This window comes from Achromobacter sp. CF-sbj1-Ac2-l, assembly GCF_052698165.1.
In genome coordinates, this window is the sequence record NZ_CP199855.1 from 3,406,386 (window position 1) to 3,426,967 (window position 20,582).

At 66.5% G+C, this 20,582-nt stretch carries 15 protein-coding genes; 3 read left to right on the forward strand and 12 right to left on the reverse strand.

Going from position 1 to position 20,582, the window contains the following annotated elements:
- Window positions 1-49: 49 nt before the first annotated feature.
- The 12 genes from ACUDCK_RS15525 to ACUDCK_RS15580 all read right to left on the reverse strand — a co-directional run bounded on the left by ACUDCK_RS15525 (window position 50) and on the right by ACUDCK_RS15580 (window position 17,540).
- A complete protein-coding gene (locus ACUDCK_RS15525) occupies window positions 50-1,108 on the reverse strand; it encodes a hypothetical protein (protein ID WP_231132837.1) in 1,059 nt (352 codons plus the stop codon).
- The gene (locus ACUDCK_RS15530) at window positions 1,108-4,281 is read right to left on the reverse strand and encodes a toxin VasX (RefSeq protein WP_175166916.1); all 3,174 of its coding nucleotides are present in this window, start codon (window positions 4,279-4,281) and stop codon (window positions 1,108-1,110) included. The genes ACUDCK_RS15525 and ACUDCK_RS15530 overlap by 1 nt, the downstream gene beginning before the upstream one ends.
- Window positions 4,265-5,251, reverse strand: a complete 987-nt coding sequence (locus ACUDCK_RS15535; protein WP_054504410.1) for a DUF4123 domain-containing protein — start codon at window positions 5,249-5,251, stop codon at window positions 4,265-4,267. The genes ACUDCK_RS15530 and ACUDCK_RS15535 overlap by 17 nt, the downstream gene beginning before the upstream one ends.
- Window positions 5,244-7,937 carry a type VI secretion system Vgr family protein gene (locus ACUDCK_RS15540; RefSeq protein WP_175166915.1) on the reverse strand — a complete coding sequence of 898 codons (2,694 nt, stop codon included), beginning with the start codon at window positions 7,935-7,937 and terminating at the stop codon, window positions 5,244-5,246. Before ACUDCK_RS15540 ends, ACUDCK_RS15535 begins: the two co-directional genes overlap by 8 nt.
- A gap of 16 nt (window positions 7,938-7,953) precedes the next feature.
- Window positions 7,954-10,638 (reverse strand): type VI secretion system ATPase TssH, encoded by a 2,685-nt coding sequence (gene tssH / locus ACUDCK_RS15545; protein ID WP_175166914.1) that lies wholly within the window; start codon window positions 10,636-10,638, stop codon window positions 7,954-7,956.
- Window positions 10,639-10,657: 19 nt separating this feature from the next.
- Window positions 10,658-11,758, reverse strand: a complete 1,101-nt coding sequence (gene tssG, locus ACUDCK_RS15550; RefSeq protein ID WP_054504452.1) for a type VI secretion system baseplate subunit TssG — start codon at window positions 11,756-11,758, stop codon at window positions 10,658-10,660.
- Complete coding sequence (gene tssF / locus ACUDCK_RS15555) at window positions 11,722-13,560, reverse strand: type VI secretion system baseplate subunit TssF (protein WP_054504407.1); 1,839 nt, start codon at window positions 13,558-13,560, stop codon at window positions 11,722-11,724. The genes tssG and tssF overlap by 37 nt, the downstream gene beginning before the upstream one ends.
- Before the next feature lie 53 nt (window positions 13,561-13,613).
- Window positions 13,614-14,099: a type VI secretion system baseplate subunit TssE gene (gene tssE / locus ACUDCK_RS15560; RefSeq protein ID WP_054504406.1), complete on the reverse strand. Its 486-nt coding sequence runs from the start codon at window positions 14,097-14,099 to the stop codon at window positions 13,614-13,616.
- A gap of 70 nt (window positions 14,100-14,169) precedes the next feature.
- Complete coding sequence (locus ACUDCK_RS15565) at window positions 14,170-14,673, reverse strand: Hcp family type VI secretion system effector (RefSeq protein ID WP_006384074.1); 504 nt, start codon at window positions 14,671-14,673, stop codon at window positions 14,170-14,172.
- Between the two features lie 40 nt (window positions 14,674-14,713).
- On the reverse strand, window positions 14,714-16,204 hold the full coding sequence (tssC, locus tag ACUDCK_RS15570) for a type VI secretion system contractile sheath large subunit (RefSeq protein WP_175166913.1): 1,491 nt from the start codon (window positions 16,202-16,204) through the stop codon (window positions 14,714-14,716).
- Window positions 16,197-16,721 carry a type VI secretion system contractile sheath small subunit gene (tssB, locus tag ACUDCK_RS15575; protein ID WP_054504404.1) on the reverse strand — a complete coding sequence of 175 codons (525 nt, stop codon included), beginning with the start codon at window positions 16,719-16,721 and terminating at the stop codon, window positions 16,197-16,199. The genes tssC and tssB overlap by 8 nt, the downstream gene beginning before the upstream one ends.
- Before the next feature lie 66 nt (window positions 16,722-16,787).
- The gene (locus tag ACUDCK_RS15580; protein WP_244976837.1) at window positions 16,788-17,540 is read right to left on the reverse strand and encodes a hypothetical protein; all 753 of its coding nucleotides are present in this window, start codon (window positions 17,538-17,540) and stop codon (window positions 16,788-16,790) included.
- 156 nt (window positions 17,541-17,696) lie between these two features.
- Between ACUDCK_RS15580 and tssJ the strand changes: the two genes are divergently transcribed.
- From tssJ to icmH, 3 genes are all read left to right on the forward strand, one after another.
- Complete coding sequence (tssJ, locus tag ACUDCK_RS15585; protein WP_231132838.1) at window positions 17,697-18,314, forward strand: type VI secretion system lipoprotein TssJ; 618 nt, start codon at window positions 17,697-17,699, stop codon at window positions 18,312-18,314.
- Between the two features lie 75 nt (window positions 18,315-18,389).
- Entirely contained in the window at window positions 18,390-19,736 is a 1,347-nt protein-coding gene (gene tssK / locus ACUDCK_RS15590; protein WP_054504402.1) for a type VI secretion system baseplate subunit TssK, read from the forward strand.
- 50 nt (window positions 19,737-19,786) lie between these two features.
- Window positions 19,787-20,566, forward strand: a complete 780-nt coding sequence (icmH, locus tag ACUDCK_RS15595; protein ID WP_054504401.1) for a type IVB secretion system protein IcmH/DotU — start codon at window positions 19,787-19,789, stop codon at window positions 20,564-20,566.
- Window positions 20,567-20,582: the final 16 nt, after the last annotated feature.

The following is a 20,582-nucleotide window of genomic DNA, read 5'->3' on the forward strand; positions in this document are numbered from 1 at the left end:
GGGGAATACTCTCGCGTCAGGCGCAAGCGAGTCGGCGTCAACGCGCCAACTACAGGAAAAACGCAAATACCGACACGAACCCGATGGGCAGCGCCACCCAGATCAATAGCCCGAAAACGCTTACCAAGCGCCATCGATTCAGCATATGCGGCAGCTTGCCTTCAATCGCCAAGCGCTCTTCAGGCGTGGGCGGGATAATGGGATAAGGATTCTCGCCCTCCCACTTCATCGACTCGGCCAACTCCGCCGGCAGCGCCGGACGGCGGCCGTGGCAACGGATCCAGTATTCCAGCCAATTGGGCACGTAATACATGCTGCCGAAGAACCAGAACGCCACCGACTGCAGTCCTCCCTTCAAGCGGTGCCGCCGATCGACCGAGTCCGAGAACAATTCACGGTCCATCCACGCATACGCATTGGCGCGATGATCGGGAATCAGCGCCACCGGCGGCGCCTGTGCCGGTTCCCCGTCCATGTAGCACCGAATGAATTCCCAGACCTCCCCCGCCAACTGCGGACTGGCGAACGGACTGGTGGGCGTCACCCCCGTCTTGACACGACGGCTCCCCGGCCACAGCTGCGCCACACGCAACGGATACAGCGCACCCGCGCCGGTCGTGGTGACAACCATGCGGTTGGCAACATAGGGAACAGCCTGGTCATAGTCGACCGCGATCCAGCCCGCCTTCTTTTCCCACGCGTACAGGCGGCGCAGACGGCGACTGATGATCACCGTATCCGGCACGAGCGCGAACGTCAGCTTCAATGCGGTAATCAGGCCGACCAAGGCAAGGACAACGTACAACGTTGCAAATATGAAGAAATCCTGGCCGTAGCCTCGGCCGGTGGGATCGAATTTCACGATGAAATTGATCGCCGTGAAACTCATCAGCAATCCGAACAGATAGGCTACCGCCGCCCCATACCCACGCATGGAATCCCGGGGCGGTACGAGCCGCAGGCATGCCGGGGATATTTCGACGACATGATCATGGCCAGAAGGCGTCGACGTTCCACGCTCTTTTCCCACGGGCAGCAGCCAGCCCCACGCTCCGCTTTTTTCCGGAATTTCATTGCCCACTGATTGCTTCTTGCTGGCTCGATTCATCAAATGTATACCCAAGACTCAAAGCCCGTTTCCAGCTCGGGACGGCTGTGCTCATCCGGCCAATACTTGACCCGCATGCAATAGAATCCGCCCTGCCCCTGGAAAACCTGAAACAGCCCTACGATCTTGACACTCTTGCTGGATCCATCCACTTCCATTTCCGTAGACCGGAACGTCGGCGCCGGGATAAAAGAAGGGGTATCGGTGACCGTGGGTTGTTGCGCATTCCTGGCTGCCACCAGCTTGCGGAATGTATTGGCACCAGCGCGCTCGTTGCGGAAAAACTCGATACTGATTCGGCTCTGCGAGATATACCGCGGAACGGAGACGTGAAAATGGATATAAGCATACCCGCCGCCCCGGGCCCCCGGCATCAGATAGCCTGCCGCCACCAACAAAATGCGCTCCAGCGCCTGCAATTCATCGCGAAGATTGGCGAAGGGAATAGCTGGCGCCGCTTTCTGGCCCCCTGATGCCTTGATCGCGAACGGGTTGGCCTGAGTGTTGGAAAGCTGCTCCTTTTTTCCAAAAACCCCGCTATCGAGCCAATACTCCACCGGGAGACGGTTGCCCTCGTCGGTACCCGCCGCATTGATGGCGGTCCAGATCGCCACGCCCAGCGCGGCGACCAGCAACAATGTCCAGCCTACCGGGCCCAGCGTAACGCCCAATACCGTGGCCACGCCCGCCCCCCCAACGGTCGAAACCGACGCCATGGTCAGCCCATAAGACGCCCCGCCAGCGATGATCGTGGCCAACCCGGACGCGCTACTCCAATACGCGGAGCGGGTATTCTTCCCCTGATATATCTTGTACGAAGCGCCGATCAGCGTCGCCCCTCCTTCGAGGACGCCGGCGAACAGGCCAAACCTCGCGCCCATTGTGGTTACCTTCTTGGCGGCGGTCTGCGACACCAACGCCACTATCGTGGTGGACATGTCCATACCCACACTGACCAGCGCCAGGACATTGGCCGCGACTCCCGCGCCGCTCACCATCCTGTCGTCGAGGCCCGCGTCCTCCTTGAGCATCGCGTTCAACGCATTCATTGCGCCTTGAACCTGGAAGAACATAATGCCCGCCCCCAACACCGTTCCCGCAATGGAACCAGCCAGGGCCACTCGCGTCTCCAGATAAGGATTGACCTGGGCCGGATTGCGCATGGGCAACTCCAGCTCCTGCAGTGGCGTACCCCCTGCCAACGCCCTGCTCAAGGTCTGGCCCTGTTCCAGCTTCTGGACCGTGAACGCGACTACGCTTGCGATGGTCGTCTTCTCCGAGGGGAGATCGAGATAGACGCCTCTTCCAACAGACTCCGATAGGCTGAGTCCTTTCTGCCCAAGGTTGCCCGGTTGGGACAAATAGCCGCGACCAACAGGCAGCGCATCTCCCAAGGTAACGGGCGCAGCACCTTTCAAGGGCTTGGTGGCAGCCTCTTCGACCAAACGTTTGATCTCCTCCAGCGGACCGCTGAGGATTGTTGGTTTCACCAGCAAGTCTTCGCGCGTCACCAGGGTCATAGCGACGCCGCGCATCAACCGGTTATAGGTCTTGATGTCTTTAACCAGCAGCCTGGCCAACTGCCCCGAAACCGTTTCCACGAGCGCCGCAGTCGCCTCGTTGTAACGGCGCTTGGCTCTCAAGACTTCACGCAAAGTGTCGATTTTTTTCGCGTACTCCTGGCTGAACTCCTTGCTCATGTCGACCGCAGCCTTGATCGTGGTGATCGCTTCGTCAACCGACGAAGTGTCAGCCAGCAATTTCAGGAAATCAGGGTTCCCGGCAGCCAGACTACGGTAGTACCAATTGTCAGGGGATTCGATAGGCAACTTCCAGAGTTCGCCCCAGATCTGGTTTCGTTCCCGTTCCGTATGACCGGACCCGGCCACGCACGATGCAGCCATGAACTCACGCCGCACGCCGGCCATTTCGTCTTTGTCGTGAAAATCCGAACGCTGCTGCTGCTTCCAGCATGGACTTCCCATCCATGTGCAGAACAGGGCACTGACGCTCTCGATCTGGTTCATCAGCGAAACCCTGCCCTCGCTGTCGGCAAGCGAACTCTGCCATGCACCGGTGTCGATATTGCGCTGGTAGCGCTCCGGCCCATAATTAGGCGCCCAGAACGGCCCCGGATTGGCCTTGGCGCTCAAGCACATGCCTTGGATGATATCGGCAATGATGCGCTTGCGAGCACGCTCCGGGTCGAGCGCCCCCTCCAGTTCCGACGCCCGCGCCGCCGCGATATTGCGCCGCAGATTCAACTCCTGCACGATCCCCACCGGATCGGGCAGCACCAGCCCCACCCCCCACTGCAACGCTGGCAGCTTCGAATTCACCGCCCACATGAACGACGTCAGCAACTGCGGTTCCGGCTCGGCGCGCAGCTGCAGCGGGTTGTGCAGCCCCGCGTTCAGGCAGCGCTGCACGTCCGCCGGCGCGTAGTCGGCGACGATCTCCGTGATGTCTGGCATGGTCAGCTTGCAGGTGTTGGGCGCGGTGCTGCCCGGCCCCACCTTGCCGTCGGCAATGTCCTTGAGGTTCAGTTCGGTCATCCGCGCCGTGCGGCAGCCGTCCTTGTCGTCTTCGTAATCCTTGCGGGTCTCCCTGTCCCAGACGTAGCGGCTGTAGGCGATCCAGACCTTGGGGCTGCGCACGTGATCGATGGTGATGAACTGCGTGGTGGTGTTGTTGTGCCCCTCCGACGAGCAGGCCTCGGACAGCGGCTTGGTGGTTTCGGCGTCCTCCGGCATCTTGGCGACCGGGATCTTGCGGTAGTAGCCCTTCTTGTCGAGCAGGTAGCCGTCCCAGGTCTTGTCCTGCTTGAGCACGTACAGGTAGCCGGCGGCGGGCACGCGCACGAAATAGGTTTCCACCGGCAGCCCGGCGGGGTCGAAGCGCGGATCGAACAGCCGCACCTTGGCGTGCGCGTTCAGTTTTTTTTCCAGCCAGGTGCTGTACATGCGATGGGCAGGAATCTCCCATTGCGTATTGCTGGCGCCGCCATGCTCGCTATTGGCCCAGGCTTCGCGCACCATGGGGCGCGGCAACGGCGCCGGCACCAGCGGCATGATCGCCACGCCGCCCTGCTTGTCGCAGTTGATGCACTTGCCCTTGGTTTCGCCGCAGGTATTCGCCGCCGCGGCGCAGCGCGCGTTAGAAAGCTCCGCCATCCCTCACCTCTGTCTGCTCCGATTCGGATGCCTCGCCGGTCCATTGCCGCACGCGGTTCCATTGTTCTTGCGTGATGTCGTTCAGGGCCGCCACCGCCGCGATGCCGTTGGCCTGCACCGTCGCCATGGCGTGGCGGATATCCGGGTGCTGGTCGAAGTGCGGGTGCACCAACAAACCATGCAGCGTGTAGTCGACGATGTCGGTATCCGTCTCCAGCCCCCAACGCGCCTGGGCGCGCGCCACCAGCCGGTCTGCGCGCGCGCGCAGACCGGCCTCGGCCATGTGGTGGCCGGCCTCGGCCAAGGCGTCGAGCGCCTGGTTGACCCAGCCGGCACGTTCAAGCACGGCGCACTGCGCGTGATCGAGCACCAGCGGCGCGGCCGGGCCGGCTTGCGCCACGCCGGCCGTCGCTGGCCGTTCGTACTGGAGTTCCAGTTCGCCGGCGGCGCGGCCCGGCCGCCAGCAGGCCTGGACCGGTGCCAGCCATTGGGCCATCTGGTCGCTGGACAGCACTTGCGCCAGGACTTCAGCGACGCGCGGATCCCAATGGCGCAGCGTCACCGGGTCGACGCGATCCGGCACGAGGCAACGCGCCATGCGGGCCAGATGCCGGGCCAGCACGGAGGCTACCAAGGGACTGGCGATCCAGCCACAGACCGGCCGATGCGTCTGTCCAGGACCGGCGGCCGCGCAAGCCGCCTGGACAGACAGCTCGATGGCGTCATCGCGACCGAACTCGCCCAATTCGAGCAGATAGGGGCAGTGCTCGGGCAGGAAGCGGCTGCGATCGAGCGGCAATGCCACAGCCTGCCCGCGGTGCGCGGCATGGGCCAGCGGATCCTCGATAGTGGGGTCGATCAGCACATAGAGCCGGCTGTGCTGCGGGCGTGAAGCCGCGGCCAGCAGTTGCTGATAGAGCCGCGCGCAGGCGGCCCGGTCCGCGTCGTGGAGAAAGTCGCCATCAAACAAAGGCCGACCCTCCCGCCGCGGCGCTATTCACCTTGCTCGGGCAATCCTTGAATTCCCCCGAGGGCAGCGCCAAGTCGCCACTGGCGGTCTGCGGCCCCACCCAGCTATGCGCGCTCGCCTTGAGCTCGACCTTGCCCGGCGCGTGCAACTGGATACCGCCGCCCTCCAGGCGCAGATAGGCGCCGCCGGCGGTGGCGAGCACGCGCTGCCTGGCCTGCACCATCACGGCCGCGCTGGCCGAGGCAAAGGTCACCGCCTTCTCTGCCGTCAGGGTCATCTTGGCGCCCTGGCTGTGCAGGCGCAGCTTGCCGCCCGCCGCGTGCAACCGCAGGCCACGGTCCTTCACCGGGCGGCTACCGCCCGCCTCGTGGCCCGCCGTGAACAGCACCACGCCGGCCGCCACGCCCACCGCCAGGTTGGCGCTGCTGACCCAGTTCACGTCCGGCGCCACCTGTGCCAGCGTGCCGCCGGCCACCAGGAAGGCGTTGCCCGGGGTGTATTGGCCGATGCCGCTGGGCGCGCTGACCTGGATATGCGGTTCGCTATAGGCCGCGACCTTGGCCCCGCCCCCCTGCGCGCGGGGGTCGTCCTGGGTCGCCTCGACCACGTCCCGCACGTGCCCCAGCGCCTCGTGCGCCGGCAGCGCCTGCGGATCCCCCTCCAGGAAAGCCTTCTGCTTGACCGCGATGTCGCCCAGTTCCCTGGCCGATTCAAGGGCGGCGTCGATCTGCTTGGCCGCCTCGGCGCTATCGAGCAATGCGCCCTCGGCGTTCTCGCGCAGGTCGGCGCTGATCAACAGGCCCTGGCCGCCACGCAGCGCCACGGCCTCCTTGGTCGACAGCTCGGCGCCGTGGCCCAGGTCCTGCAGGCGTTCGTTGTCGCGCTGTTGTTTGACGTGGCCCAGGTTCAGGCGCGAATCGGCCTGCGTGGTCGATGCAGTCAGGCGCGACTGGCCCGGCGTGTCGTCGTGCACCAGTTGGTTGTAGCCGCCGGTGCCCGCGCCGCTGGTCGCCAGCGCCTGGGTCTTGAAGCCCGACATGACCGCGTTGTGGGCGTGGCCCTCGCTGGCGCCCGCGAACCAGGCCGGCGCATTGCCGGTGGCGTTGGCGCCGCCCGCCTGCACCTTGTTGTGCGCGGCATCCTCGGCGCCCTCGCCGTTGTAGAGCGCGCCCACCACCACCGGACGGTCGATATCGCCGTGCAGGAATTCCACCAGCACTTCCTGGCCCACGCGCGGCACGAAATGGCCGCCCCAGTCGCCGCCGGCGACCGGCTCGGCCACCCGCACCCAGGTGCCCAGCTCATCCTTGGCGGGCGCGTTCTCATCGCCTGATGGATGCGCCATCCGGCTGCTGGAAGCCTTGCCGCGCTGCCAATGGAACTGCACCTTGATGCGGTGGTCTCGGTCGGTGTGCACCGGTTCCTCGGCGCCGATCACCAGGGCGGTCTGCGCGCCGAACACCGTGGGACGGGGATGCAGGCGCTCGCCGTGGCCATCCTGCGTCGCGGGACGGAATTCGGTGTCGCTGCCGATGCAGGTGAAGGTGTTGCGATAGAAATCGGCGTCGTCGCCGTCGTCGCCCCCCAAAGCCTCGCTGACGGCGCGCCCCATGTCGGCGTCGAAGTTGTTGCGGGCCTGGTGCGTGATCGCGATCACCACGAACGCGGACGGACCGCCCTGCTGATAGTGGCCGGTCAGCGTGAAGCGCTGGCCTGGCGCCAGCGTGCGCACCGTGCCGGCGCCCTCGACGCTCTGCTGGCGCACGCGCAGGGCCGCCAGCGCGTTGTGCGCCAGCCGCTCGCCCTGCGCGCTGTCTTCGTAGGCGTACTGGCCGGGGTAGTCGTCGCTGACCAGCTCCAACGGGTTCGCCAGCTTGCCGGCGTCCGCCTGCGCCGACACCGGCCGCGCCTGGGCGCTGCGGTAGTCCCAACTGGCCATGCGCACGGCGTTGGTCTGCCAGCGCTGGCGCGGGCTCCAACGCTGGATGCTGTCTTCGGTCTCGGTCACGTCGGCGCGCGCAAAGCGCACGCTGGCCTGCGGGCCGGCCTTGAAGGCATCGTTGTGGTCGGCAATGACCAGGGTATGGCCGTCGTCGGCATGCTCGACCCAGTAGAACAGGCCCTCTTCGGCCAGCAGGCGTTCGATGAAGGCGTAGTCGGTTTCGCGGTACTGGATGGTCAGGCTGCGCTTGGCGTAGACGGCGCGGTCCTTGACCTCCCAGCGCCATTGCGGCGCCAGCGTGCCCTGGCCCTTGTAGTCGCCGAAGATGCTGTCGACGATGTCGATCACCGTCTTGTCCTGATAGGCGAAGCTGTCGCGCCGCGCCCGCAGGAACGCCAGCCACGGCTCCACGGTCAGCCCATAGCGCGCCAGGCCGCCGTTGGCGCCCAGGAAACGCACCGCCGTGGCGTGGCCGTGCCACAGGCGCGGCTGCTCGCGGTCCAGCGCGGTCTGCAGGCGCAGGGTGACGGGCTGGCCCATCAGGGCCTTCAATGGAATATGCGCGTCGTCGGACAGCGCAGTGATCTCCAGGCGATAGGCGCCGCCACTCAATTGTTCGGTGGCCGACAGGGTCTCGGCCACCAGGCGGTTATCGCCCAGCGGCGTGCGCAGGTCCAGCAGGCGGTTGGCCTGCGCGATGCCGGCGGTCGACAGGCGGGACAGTCCGGAAGCATCCTGGGGCATGGTCTTGGCTCCGGGCTCAGGTCAGGCGGTAGCGGAAGTCGCCGTTCTTGCCGGCCGTGACGCGGATGCGCGCGATCGCCTCGCCCTGCGCCATGCGGCCCAGCACCTGCTCGGCGATCTGCGGCAACAGCGTGCCGTTCAGGATGTGGTCGACGTTGCGCGCGCCCGTGTCCACCTCGGTGCAGCGCGCCAGCACGGCCTCGACCAGCGCGTCGTCCCAATCGAACACGGCGCGGTGGTTGGCCTGCACCCGCTCGGCGATGCGGGCCAGCTTAAGGCCGATGATGCGCGCCAGGGCGTCGTCGTCCACCGGGTAGTAGGCGATGGTCTTCATGCGGCCAAGGAAGGCCGGCTTGAAGGCCTTGTACAGTTGCGGCGCCAGCAGTTCCTGCAAAGCGTCCGGGTCCGGCCGCTCCTCGGCGGTCTTGTTCAGGCAGGCCTGCATGATGGTCGACGAGCCGACGTTGGAGGTCAGGATGATGAGCGTGTTGCGGAAGTCGATCTCGCGCCCCTCGGCGTCGTCCATCACGCCCTTGTCGAACACCTGGAAGAACAATTCCAGCACGTCGGGATGGGCCTTCTCGATTTCATCGAGCAGCACCACGCTGTAGGGCTGGCGCCGCACGGCCTCGGTCAGCACCCCGCCTTCGCCGTAGCCGACGTAGCCGGGCGGCGAACCCTTCAGACCCGAGACGCTGTGGGCCTCCTGGTATTCGCTCATGTTGATCGTGACCAGCTTGCGCTCGCCGCCGTACAGGATGTCGGCCACCGCCAGCGCGGTCTCGGTCTTGCCCACGCCGGAGGGGCCGACGAACAGGAACACGCCCTTGGGCTTGTTCGGGTCTTCCAGGCCGGCGCGCGCGGTGCGCACGCGCTGGGCGATGGCGTGCAGCGCGTGGTCCTGGCCGATCACGCGTTCGGCCAGCAGCGGCTGCAGTTCCAGCACGGTGCGGATCTCGTCATTGACCATGCGGCCCAGCGGGATGCCGGTCCAGGCCGAGACGATCTCGGCGATCACCTGCGCATCCACGTAGGCCGGCACCAGCGGCGCATCGCCCTGCAGGGCGCGCAGTTGCTGCTGCAACTCGGCCAGTTGCGCCTGGGCGGGCGTCGGCTCGGCGGCCTTGCCGCCGCGGCGCTTGGCGCCCGCTTCGGCGTCGGGCTCCTGGCCCGCGGCTTCCAGCTCCTCGCGCAGCGCGTGGATCTGCCGCACCAGCTCGCTTTCCTGGGCCAGGCGCGCTTCGGCGTCGGCCAGTTGCTGGCGGGTGGCGGCCATTTCCTCGTCCAGTTCGCGCAGGCGGACCGACTGCGCGGCGCCGGCGGCGGCCTCGCGGCGCAGGGCGGCGCGCTCGGTTTCCTGGCGCGCCAGGCGGTGGCGGGCGTCGTCGATCAGGGCCGGCGTGGCGCTACGGCCCAATGCCACCCGGGCGCAGGCGGTGTCCAGCACACCGACCGCCTTGTCCGGCAATTGGCGGCCGCTGATGTAGCGGTGCGACAGGCGGGCGGCGGCCACAATCGCTTCGTCCAGGATGCGCACGCCGAAATGCTGTTCCATCAGCGGCGCCATGCCGCGCAGCATGCTGGCGGCAAGCGTCTCGCTGGGCTCTTCCACCTTGACCACCTGGAAGCGCCGCGCCAGCGCGGCGTCCTTCTCGAAATACTTCTTGTATTCGCTCCAGGTGGTGGCGGCGATGGTGCGCAGTTCGCCGCGCGCCAGCGCCGGCTTGAGCAGGTTGGCCGCATCGTTCTGGCCGGCCTGCCCGCCTGCGCCGATCATGGTGTGGGCCTCGTCGATGAACAGGATGATGGGCGTGGGGCTTTGCTTGACCTCGTCGATCACGCTTTTCAGGCGATTCTCGAACTCGCCCTTGACGCTGGCGCCGGCCTGCAAGAGCCCCATGTCCAGCGTGCGCAGCGCCACGCCGGCCAGCGCCGGCGGCACGTCGCCGGCCACGATGCGCAGCGCCAGGCCTTCGACCACCGCGGTCTTGCCGACGCCGGCCTCGCCGGTCAGGATGGGATTGTTCTGGCGGCGCCGCGTCAGGATGTCGATCATCTGCCGGATCTCGGCATCGCGGCCGATCACCGGGTCGATCTTGCCTTCGCGGGCACGCTCGGTCAGGTTGGTGGTGTATTGGTCCAGCGCCGGCGTCTTGGACAGCGCGGCCGCGGGCGTGGCGGCCTCGCCCTGCGCGGCGTCATCGCCCAATGCGACGGACTGGCCGGCCTCTTCCGAGCCGGCCGTCAGGGCCGCGAAATCGTGCTTCAGCTCTTCCAGCCGGAACGACTCGAACAGGCGCGAGCCGCGCCGCGCCAGCGCCGCCAGATCGGGCTCGGTCAGCAGCGCCAGCAACAGGTGGCCGGAACGGATGCGGGTGGTCTGCGTGTCCAGCGAGGCGATCAGCCAGGCATGCTCGAACAGGCGCGGCAGGTGCGGCGAAAACACCGGGGTGCGGGTATTGCCGTTCTTGAAGCCGCGGATCTCGGCGTTCAGGTCGGCCTCCAGCACCGAGGCCTCGATGCCGCTGCGGCGCGCCACGATGCTGAAATCGCTGGCGGGCTTTTCCAGCAGCGCCAGGAACAGGTGCTCCAGGTCCACCTCGTAGTGGCCTTGCGCCATGCACAGGCTGGCGGCGCGCTCGGCGGCCTGGCGGCAGGTCTGGTTCAGTTTCCCGATCAGGGTTTTCAGGGGAGTGGCCATGTTCTGGGTTGTCTTGTTCTTAGTGGATGGTATGCAGTTCGTAGCTGGCGTCGTCGCGGTCCGACGCCGACGGTTCGGTGCAGAGAAAGGAATTCCAGCCCAGGCGCGCGCCGCCGCCCTCGGCGTCGCCGCCCAGCGCGCTGCCGGCGACGTCCTCCTTGGCCATCACCAGGCGCACCTCGTATTCGAAGCTCAGCCCGCCGAACATCGTCAGCAGCTTTTCCAGCGCCTGGGCGCGGGCGCCGCCGGGCAGGAAGTCGGCGAACGCCGACTTGGACAACGGGCCGATCCACAGCCGGATGCGCAAGTCGCGCTGCCAGATGCGGTCGCCCGCCATGGCGGACACGCCCAGCACCGCACCGGGCCGGCCCAACTGGGTGCGGTTCTCGGGCGGCACGTGATACCAGCGGCCGACGAACTGTTCGACCCGCAAGGCCACCTGGAAATAGTCGGCCAGCACCCGCTGCAGGTACGCGGCCGACACCGGCCGCTGCCGCGCCGCCGCCGCGTAGTGCGCCAGCGATTCGTCGAACACGCGGCCCTCGCCCGCATGCAGGCGGTCGCGCAGCGCCGGATGGCCGACCCCGCCCAGCGCCAGCAGCAGCGGCAGGTAGTGATGGTCCTGCTCGGTCTCGTGCCGCAACGGCATGCGGTACTTCTTCCAGGCCGCGTAGAACAGCGCCGCGGCCCGGTTCGAGAAGATGTCGAAGAAAGCGCGGGCGCCGCGATCGCGCGTGGCGCTTTCGCGGTGGCTGAGGATCTCGGAGTAATGCAGCGGCAAGGCGCCCTGCCCGCCCAAGAGGCCGAAGAAGGCCGGCTCGATCTCCACCCGCCCCAGCGTGCCGGCCGCCAGCGCCGCCAGGCGCGCGTCGGCGTCATGCAGGGCCTGGCCGTTCTTGTCGAAGGCCGTCAACCCCGCGATCTCGCTGGCCGGAAAGCCCAGCGATGACGAGTTGACGAAGCGCAGGTGCGCCGGCACGGCATTCTTGGCGCGCGTGCCTTCCTGGCGCGCGAACCACAGTTCCAGCACCCGCACGGCCTGGAAGAACTTGAAGCGCTGCGGCTCGGCCAGCAGCGATTCGATTACGCTAGGATCGCGTCGCCGTTGCATGGAGCACACCGTAGGATCTCTTCCGCGCCGCGGCGCGACAGCACCACCAACTGCACGAAGCTGTTGGCGTGCACGTAAAGGCCGAAGAAGCGGTTGAGCACCGCCACGAAGGCATGCAGGCTTGTGCCCACGAAGTTGTCTTCATTGATCGTCAGCCGGATTTCGATGCCGCGCACGAAGGTCGCGAACGGCTCGCCGGGCATCCAGTGGGTGGCGGGCTTGTAGTCCAGCCCCACCAGTCCTTCGATCTGGCGCGCCGCCACCGCCGCGTGCGACAGGTCGTACAGGCGCAGCGTCTCCTTCAGGGCCGGCAGGCCGCTGTGCACCAGCGACAGGTGGTTCAGCGCCAGGTGCGAGATCAGCCGCCAGTGCGCCGCGCGGCCCTGCTGGAAGCGGTGCGTGTGGGTCGGGCGGCGCAGCATGCGGATCTCGCGCGCCACCGAGCCGCCCTCCAGGAACAGGTCGCCGCCCGGCTGGCCCACCGCCAGGTGCGACGGCAGGTCGCGGTTGGTGCAGGTCAGTTCCAGGCTCAGTGTTTCGGTCTGTGGCAAGGCCGGGTTGAAGTCGATGTCGACGATGGACATCTCCATTTCGTAGCCCGGGCTGCGCTCGGCCACCATCGCATCGCGCCGCGCGGTCCAGTAATGGCTGGCGCCCTCGGGCGTTTCGCCGTGATGCAGCGAATAGAACGGCCGGAACTCCACCACCGAATCGCCCTGCGCGTTCTGCCGCACCAGCCGCACGCGGTCGATGGAATAGACCTCGTAGCCGTAGGCACGGCGGGCGTCGGCCACCACCGGATAGGAGGCCGCCGCATGCGTGACGCGGATGGGATCGGCGCGCTGCTCGAACAGGTTGATCACCGGCGTGCAGCCCAGCCGGAAGTTATCCGCCGACGCCGACTCCAGCAGGCGCGCGGTATTCGAATCGGCGCGCAGCCCCTTGACCGGCAGGTGCAGCGTGAATTCGCGCGCCGGGCCGACCGCGCGCCGCAGCGCCGCTAGGTCGATGTCGACGAAATTGAATTTTTCGGAGAAGACGAAGTACTCGGCCAGCAGCCGATAGGCCGGATGCGAGCTGGCCGGAAAGTCGATCAGCGCGTCGTCCTCGGCCAGCCCCACTTGCGCCAGCGGCACGTCAGGCAGCCGGTTCCAGCGGCCGGGCTGGGTTTCGATGTAAGCCGCCGCGGTGCGCAGGAACAGGCAGTCGCGCAGCGCCGCCACGAACGACGGCTCGCCATGCAGATAGACCCGCAGGCGGTCCACGGCCAGCGTGGCGAAGCTTTGCGTCTCGGCCAGGCAGGCCAGCGTCAGCGACAGCCGGCCGGTCACGCCCGGCGGCAACTGCGTGGCCGATGGCGCGTTGGCGGTCGAGGCGAACGTGGCCTGGCGGATGGCCACCGGCGCCAGGGTCACGTCATAGGCCGTGCGGAAGCGGCAGGCCACGCCGCGCACGGCGTGCGATTTCAATTCGGTGCCCCGCGCCACGCGCACCGGCGCGGTCAATTGCGCCGCCACCCCGCCCATGTCGAACTGCGCGATCGAGCATGACGGAAACGGCCGCAGGTAATGCGGGTACATCACTTCGAACAACGCTTCCGTGAACTCCGGATAGTCGTCGTCCAGCTTCTTGTTGATGCGCGCGCCCAACAGGGCGAACGACTCGATCATGCGTTCGACGTGCGGATCCTCGCAGGTCTCGCCCGATAGCCCCAGGCGCGCGGCGATCTTCGGATAGCGCTGGGCGAAATCCCGCGACGAACCGCGCAGGAACCCCAGCTCGCGTTCGTAGTACGGCAGCAGTTCTTCCATCTTTCCCTTCCTCGCCGGCGGCTGGCCGCCGGCGCCCGCGTGCGTTTATGTTGTCAGGCGGCCGCCGCGGCCTTGGCCCAGCCCTTGCTGACCGAATACTGCAGCGTCGACGGCTGCAGGGTCGCGTCGAACGTCACCGGCTCGTGGGCCGGGCCGACGTCCAGCATCGCGGTGATCGCGAAATACAGCACCGACGTGGCGCGGCCGTCGACCTGCAGCACCACCCGCACGTGCGTCAACCGCGGCTCATGGCGGGCGATGGCCTGCTCCAGCGACCGGCAGATGAATTCCCGGTCGTAGTGGCTGGCCAGGCTGAGCCCGGAGAAATCCGACAGGCCATAGGTCAGGATCGACCGCTGGCAGTTCGGATAGCGCTTGAGCGACGCCTCGGTGAAGACCATGCGGGTATTGAGCAGGGCCTCGATGTCGCGCGCGACGGTTTCCTTGATTTCCTCGACCGACAGGCGGCGCAGCGCGTGCGGCGCCGGGCCGTCCGCCTCGAACAGCTTGTCGAACAGGCTGGGTTCGAATCCCTTCATCACGGACCTCTTTCAGGAAAACCGCGGCCCGGGGACGAGCCGCGGCCTTCGCCTTGCCGCGCGGTCGGGATCAGACCGAGTAGGTCTTGTCGTTCTTGGTCAGGCTCCAGGCGCCCTGGGAATTGCCGCCCTGGTTGCCGCCCACCTTCTGCTGCGTGTACTTCCACTGCACCGCGGCGTACTTGAGCGAGAACGATTCGTGCGGCAGGCCTTCGCTGACCACTTCCGGCGCCACGCGCGAGATGATCACGTACTTGAGCTTGATTTCCAGGTACTTGACGCGGTTGCCTTCGCCGTCGGCGCGCAGGAAGTCGATGGTCACTTCGTCAAACGTCGTGCCGCCCGAGGCGTGCTGGTAGAGCAGCGGGCTGACCACGTCCAGATCCTTGGTGAAGACCATTTCGCCGTGCTCGGTGCGTTCGGCGGTATGGCCGCCCGAGGTCGAGGCGGTGGCCGAACGCGGCTGGATGATCTCGTGGCGCCACGAGCCCACTTCGATCCAGTCCGGGTGGTCCTTGTCCTGGGACTCGCCCTTGAGCGCGGGATTGCCGAATTTGACGTAGATGTCCTTCATTAAAGTACTCTCCGGTTAAAAGCTTTGAATCAGACGGTCATCACGATTTCTGGGCCTGGGCGGGCAGTTCCGCAACCAGGCGCAGGGAAATCGACAGCTCGTCGAGTTGGAAATGCGGCCGCAGGAACGCCACGGCCCGGAACACGCCAGGACGACCCGGCACTTCGGCTACTTGCACCGATGCTTCCCGCAGGGGGAATTGCGCTTTCTGCTCCTGGTTGGCGTTGTCGTCCAGCAGCACGTACTGCGAGACCCAGCGGTTCAGGAAGCTCTCGACCGATTGCGCGGACGCAAAACTGCCGATCTTGTCGCGCATCATCGCCTTCAGGTAGTGGGCCACGCGCGACACGGAGAAGATGTATTGCAACTGCGCCGACAGCACCGCGTTGGCGTTGGCGCTGTCGGTGTTGTACTTCTTGGCCTTCTGCACCGACTGGGCGCCGAAGAACGCGGCGTAGTCGGAGTTCTTGCAGTGCACCAGCGGGATCAGGCCGAGGTCGCTCAGTTCCTTCTCGCGCCGGTCGGTGATGGCGATTTCGGTCGGGCACTTCAGCGCGATCTCGCCGTCGTCGGTCTTGAAGGTGTGCGTCGGCAGGTTCTCGACCAGGCCGCCGCCTTCGACGCCGCGGATTGCCGCGCACCAGCCGAAGTCGGCAAAGGCCGCGGTCAGGCGCGCGCCGAAGGCCCAGGCGGCGTTGCACCACAGGTACTTGGAATGGTCGGTGCCGTCGACGTCCTCGACGAAGTTGAAGCCTTCCACCGAGGTGCCCTCTTTCGGGTCGTACGGCAGGCGGCCCAGGAAGCGCGGCATGGTCAGGCCGACGTAGCGCGAGTCCTCGGAATCGCGGAAGCTGCGCCACTTGGTGTATTCGACGGTGTCGAACACCTTGGCCAGGTCGCGCGGCCGGCCCAGGTCGGCGAAGCTGTCCAGGCCAAGCAGTTCGGGCGAGGCCGAGGCGATGAACGGGGCGTGCGAGGCCGCGGCCACGTGCGACATCTGCTCGATGAAGTACATGTCCTCGGGCTGGCGGGTGATCTCGAAGTTGCCCAGCAGCGCGCCAAATGGCGAGCCGCCGAAGGTGCCGAATTCTTCCTCGTAGACCTTCTTGAACATCAGGCTCTGGTCGAAGTCGATGGCGGTCTGGAAGTCGCGCACCAGGTCGCGCTTGGTGACGTTGAGCACCTTGATCTTGAGCATCGGCCCGGTATTGCTTTCCTGGCACAGGTAATGCAGGCCGCGCCAGGTGCTTTCGAGCTTCTGGAACTCGGCGCCGTGCATGACTTCGCTGAGCTGGGCCGAGATCAGGCGGTCCAGCTCGGCCACGCGGGCGTCGAGCATGGCCGACAGATTGTCCGACACCACCACGGTGCCCTTCATGACTTCGCGCGCCAGTTCGCCGATCAGGTCCTTGGCGCGATCGTGTTCGGCAGTGGATTTGGCCACCCGGCTCTGCTCGACGATCTGGTCGAGCAGGCCCGAGTCGGCGGCGGCCGGGGCGGCCGCGTTCTGCGCGGCGGCGGAATTACTCATTGCTGCCTCCCTTGCCGTCCTTGCCGGCTTCGCTGGTCAGTTGCTGCAGTTTTTCCGTGCTGCTGAGCACCTCGCCCAGCAGGTCTTCCAGCTTGTCGTTGCCGGCCAGCTTGTTGCGCAGGTCGGCCAGCTTGGTGCGGATCTCCAGCAATTCCTTGAGCGGTTCGATCTGCTGCACCACCGCCTCGGGCCGGAAGTCCTCGATCGAGCGGAACTTCAGGTCGACGCCGAAGGTGCCGCCCTCTTCCGTCAGGCGGTTCTTGACGCGATAGGCGGCGCGCGGCTCCAGGCCGCGCATCACGTCGTCGAAGTTGTCGACGTCGATGTTGACGAACTTGCGGTCCTTCAGGCGCGGCAGCTCGGCTTCCGACTGGGCGCTGAAGTCGCCCACCACACCCACGACGAAGGGCAGTTCCTTTTGCTCGATCGCGTCGCCCTTCTCGACGTCATAGGTCAACTGGACGCGCGGCGGGCGTACTTTCTGGAGTCTTTTCTGAACGCTTTCTTTCTTAGCCATGGGGGCTCCAAGCGGGTGCGTATTGACGATGGCAAGCGGACCCGGCCAGCCGGGTCCGGCGGCCGATCAGGGTTTGTTGAGGAGGTTGCCGAACGGATCCGGCGCGCGGCCCGATGCGGGCGGAGGCGTCTGGGCGGACGAGGCGGCGCCGCCAGACTGCGCCGGCCTGGCCGCGGGCGTCGCGGGGGTGTTGGCGGCCGAGGCCGGCGCGCCGCTCGTGGCGGGCGTACCGGCTGCGGGCGTACCGGTTGCGGGCGTACCGGCTGCGGGCGTACCGGCTGCGGGCGTGCCCGTGCCGGCGGCGCCTTCGTTGCGCGGCTTGGGCGGACGCGCGCCGCCGCCGCGCGGCGGCTTGCGGCCCTCGGGGAACAACACGTCCTGGCCCAGCGTCTCGCGCATGGCGGCGGCCAGGGCCACCGCGTCGCTGCGGGCATTGCCGGCCAGCAGCGCGTCGGCGCGCAGGTCCGCCAGCGACTGCATCGCGACCCGCAGGCCGCCCACGGCGCGCACCGTCTTGGCGGTGAAATCGTTCGAATCGCGGTTCAGCGCCTCGTCGGCGGCGACGATGGCTTCCCCGTACTTCTGCTCGTCAAAGCGGATCTTGGCGATATACGACCAGGGCTCGCCGCGCGAGGGGTTGCGTTGTGCGATTTCCTGGAATTGGGCCACGGCCTCGTCGCCGCCCTTGTTGGCCAGCGTCTCCGTGGCCTGGGTGATCGACTGCTTGTATTCAGCGTCCGTCTGGGGCTTGCTGGTGGTGGCGCAACCGGCCATTAACGCCACCATGCCACCTATGAGGAAATACCGGGAAAGTTGCATTTTTTGGGCACGTGTCTGATGTAACCAAGGGCCGCGTATTTCAACAACTTTTTGTTAGTACACCACTACAGGGCATTACGTCATGTAACTCACGCCGAAATGTCGCTCAACGTGCCGTCATCTGTATGCCGTCGCAATGATCCGGTATAAAGAGCCATGTCAAAACATCTCAATTTATCGCGATGCCTGGCCGCCACGATGCTTATCGCGGCAGCCCCCGTCATTACTGGTTGTGCGGCGGTTTCCGCCCTTGGCGCGGTGGCCGGAATCACCGGCACGGCGCTCGATGCGGCGGGCCTGAAAAAGGACCCAAATGCGCCCACGGACGTGAAATTGGCGATACACGCCGGAGAAAATTTGAATGCGAGCAGCGGCCAGCCAACCGCCGTCGTTACGAAAGCATACTATTTGAAGAATGCCGAGGCATTTCAGCGCGCACCGCTCACGCAATTGGTTGATACTGCGCAGGAAAAGGCGGCATTGGGCGACAGTCTGATCGCGTCGCGCGAAATCACCCTGACTCCAGGCCAGCGTTTCGAAAACGTCGAGAAGGTGCCGAAAGGCGCCGCGTATATCGCCGTTGCCGCCTTGTTTTACGCGCCCGCGCCGCAGCGCTGGAAATATGTGTTCGAGGTCAAAGAGGTCGAGGACACCGGCATCGTCCTGGGCGCGCATGCCTGCGCCATGACGGTCGCCACCGGCAAGATCGTGGTGCCGCCAGGCATGCCCGCGTTCGATCCGTCCCGGCTCGGTTCGTTGCAATGCCCGAACTGAATCCGGCGCGAGCCGGATGCGTTCACCGAAACGTCCTCTTTATATATAGATAGTCAATAACGAGAGCCCGCCAACGTGAGTTATTCAGCGAAGATTCTGTGGGGAGAGGGGCTGTTCCTGCGGCCCCAGCATTTTCAGCGCCAGGACGCCTACCATGAGGCCCGCCTGGCGGAGATGAGCCGGGCGCTGCATCCCTATTCCTGGGGCCTGCGCGCGGCGCGCTTCGATGCCGCCGCGCTCGCCAACGGCATGCTGCGCGCCACCGAGCTGTCGGCGATCTTTCCCGACGGCGAGATCTACAACGCGCCGCACAACGACGACCTGCCGCCGGCCGTGGCGCTGGACGGGCTCGACGGCGCCAGCGAGGCCGTGTTCTACCTGGCCCTGCATCCGATGAAGGACATCGGCGGCAACTACCGCGACGCGCAGCAATCGCAAGGCTTCGATGCCCGCTACGCGCACCAGGACAGCCCGGCGCCGGACCTCTACACCAACGCCAGCACCGCCGACCTGGCGTTCCTGCGCAAGAACGTGCGGCTGCTGTCCGAGCACGAACCGCGCGACGCGCTGCTGACCCTGCCGGTGGCGCGCGTGCGCCGCACCGCCAGCGCCGGTTACGAACTGGACACCAGCTTCATCGCCCCCAGCCTCACGGTGCAGGCCTGCGGCGCGCTGTTCGAGCAGTTGCGCCGCCTGCTGGACGCGCTGCAGGCCAAGGTCAACGCGCTGTACGGCTTTCACCGCGAACCCAACAAGAACATCATCGAGTTCCGCTCGGGCGACGTGGCCTCGTTCTGGCTGCTGCACACCGCCAACGAAGCCTATTCGGCGCTGTCGCACCTGTTCCACAACCCGCAACTGCATCCGGAGCGCCTGTTCCAGGAAATGCTGCGGCTGGCCGGCGCGCTGATGACGTTCTCGAAAGTGCACACGCTGGCCGACCTGCCGGTGTATCGCCACGAGCAGCCCGGCGCGGCCTTCGCGCAGCTCGACACGATCCTGCGCGACCTGCTCGACACCGTCATCTCGACCCGCTACTTCTCGATCGTGCTGGAAGAACTGCGGCCGTCGTTCCACGTCGGCCGGCTCGATTCCGACAAGCTCGACGAAACCACCGCGCTGTACCTGTCGGTGTCGGCCGCAACGCCCGCCAGCGAACTGGCCGAGACCGTGCCGCTGCGCTTCAAGGTCGGCGCGCCCGACGACGTCGAGAAGCTGGTGCTGTCGGCCATGCCGGGCGTGCAACTGGCCTACACCCCGCAGGTGCCGCCGGCGGTGCCGGTCAAGCCCGGCGCGTGCTATTTCGCCTTGCAGACGCGCGGTTCGCTGTACGACCGCATGCTGCAGGCCCGCAGCATCGCCATCTATGCGCCTGCCGGCATACCCGAACTGAAACTGGACCTGATCGCCGTCACCCGCTGACCGGCGCCCGTACGACCCGACGCAACCCGACGCCCACTGAAAGAGCCGCCATGAACACCGCCGCGCCCTCTCTGATGCCTGCAACCTCGCTCCCGCCCCACGCCGCCGACTTCTACGGCTCGCGTCCCGCCAAGTCACTGCTGGACCTGCTGTACGACGGTTTCCTGATGCTGTTCCTGCTCAAGAGCGGGCAGGAGCCGGCCAGCGCCGCGTCGTTCTCGGCCCGGGTGCAGCAGTTCCTCGCGGACTTCGAACGCAGCGCCAAGAAGCTCGACATCCCGGCCGAGGACGTCTACGCCACCAAGTACGCGTTCTGCGCCGCGGTTGACGAAACCGTGCTGAACTCCGGCTTCTCGATCCGCGATGCCTGGATGCTGCAACCGCTGCAACTGACGCTGTTCGGCGAGCAACTGGCCGGCGAGAACTTCTTCACACGCCTGGAGGACCTGCGCGCCCAGGGCGCGCCGCGGCTGCAGTCGCTGGAAGTGTTCTACATGTGCCTGCTGCTGGGCTTCCAGGGCAAATACATGATCGAGGGCCAGGAAAAACTCGGCTACCTGACCGCACGCCTGGGCGACGAGATCGCGCTGCTGCGCGGCAAGCGCGCCGGCTTCGCGCCGCACTGGCCGCTGCCCGACAAGATCGCCCACACGCTCAAGCGCGACGTGCCGCTGTGGAGCATCGGCGCGCTGTTCGCCCTGCTGGGCCTGCTGGCCTACCTGGGCATGGCCCACTTCCTGAACGGCGACATGCAGACCGCCATGGCGCCCTATCACGACATCGTCAAGCTCGGGCCGCGCGCCGCCCACCTGACCATCTCGCTGCCCTGAAGGTTCACGCACACCG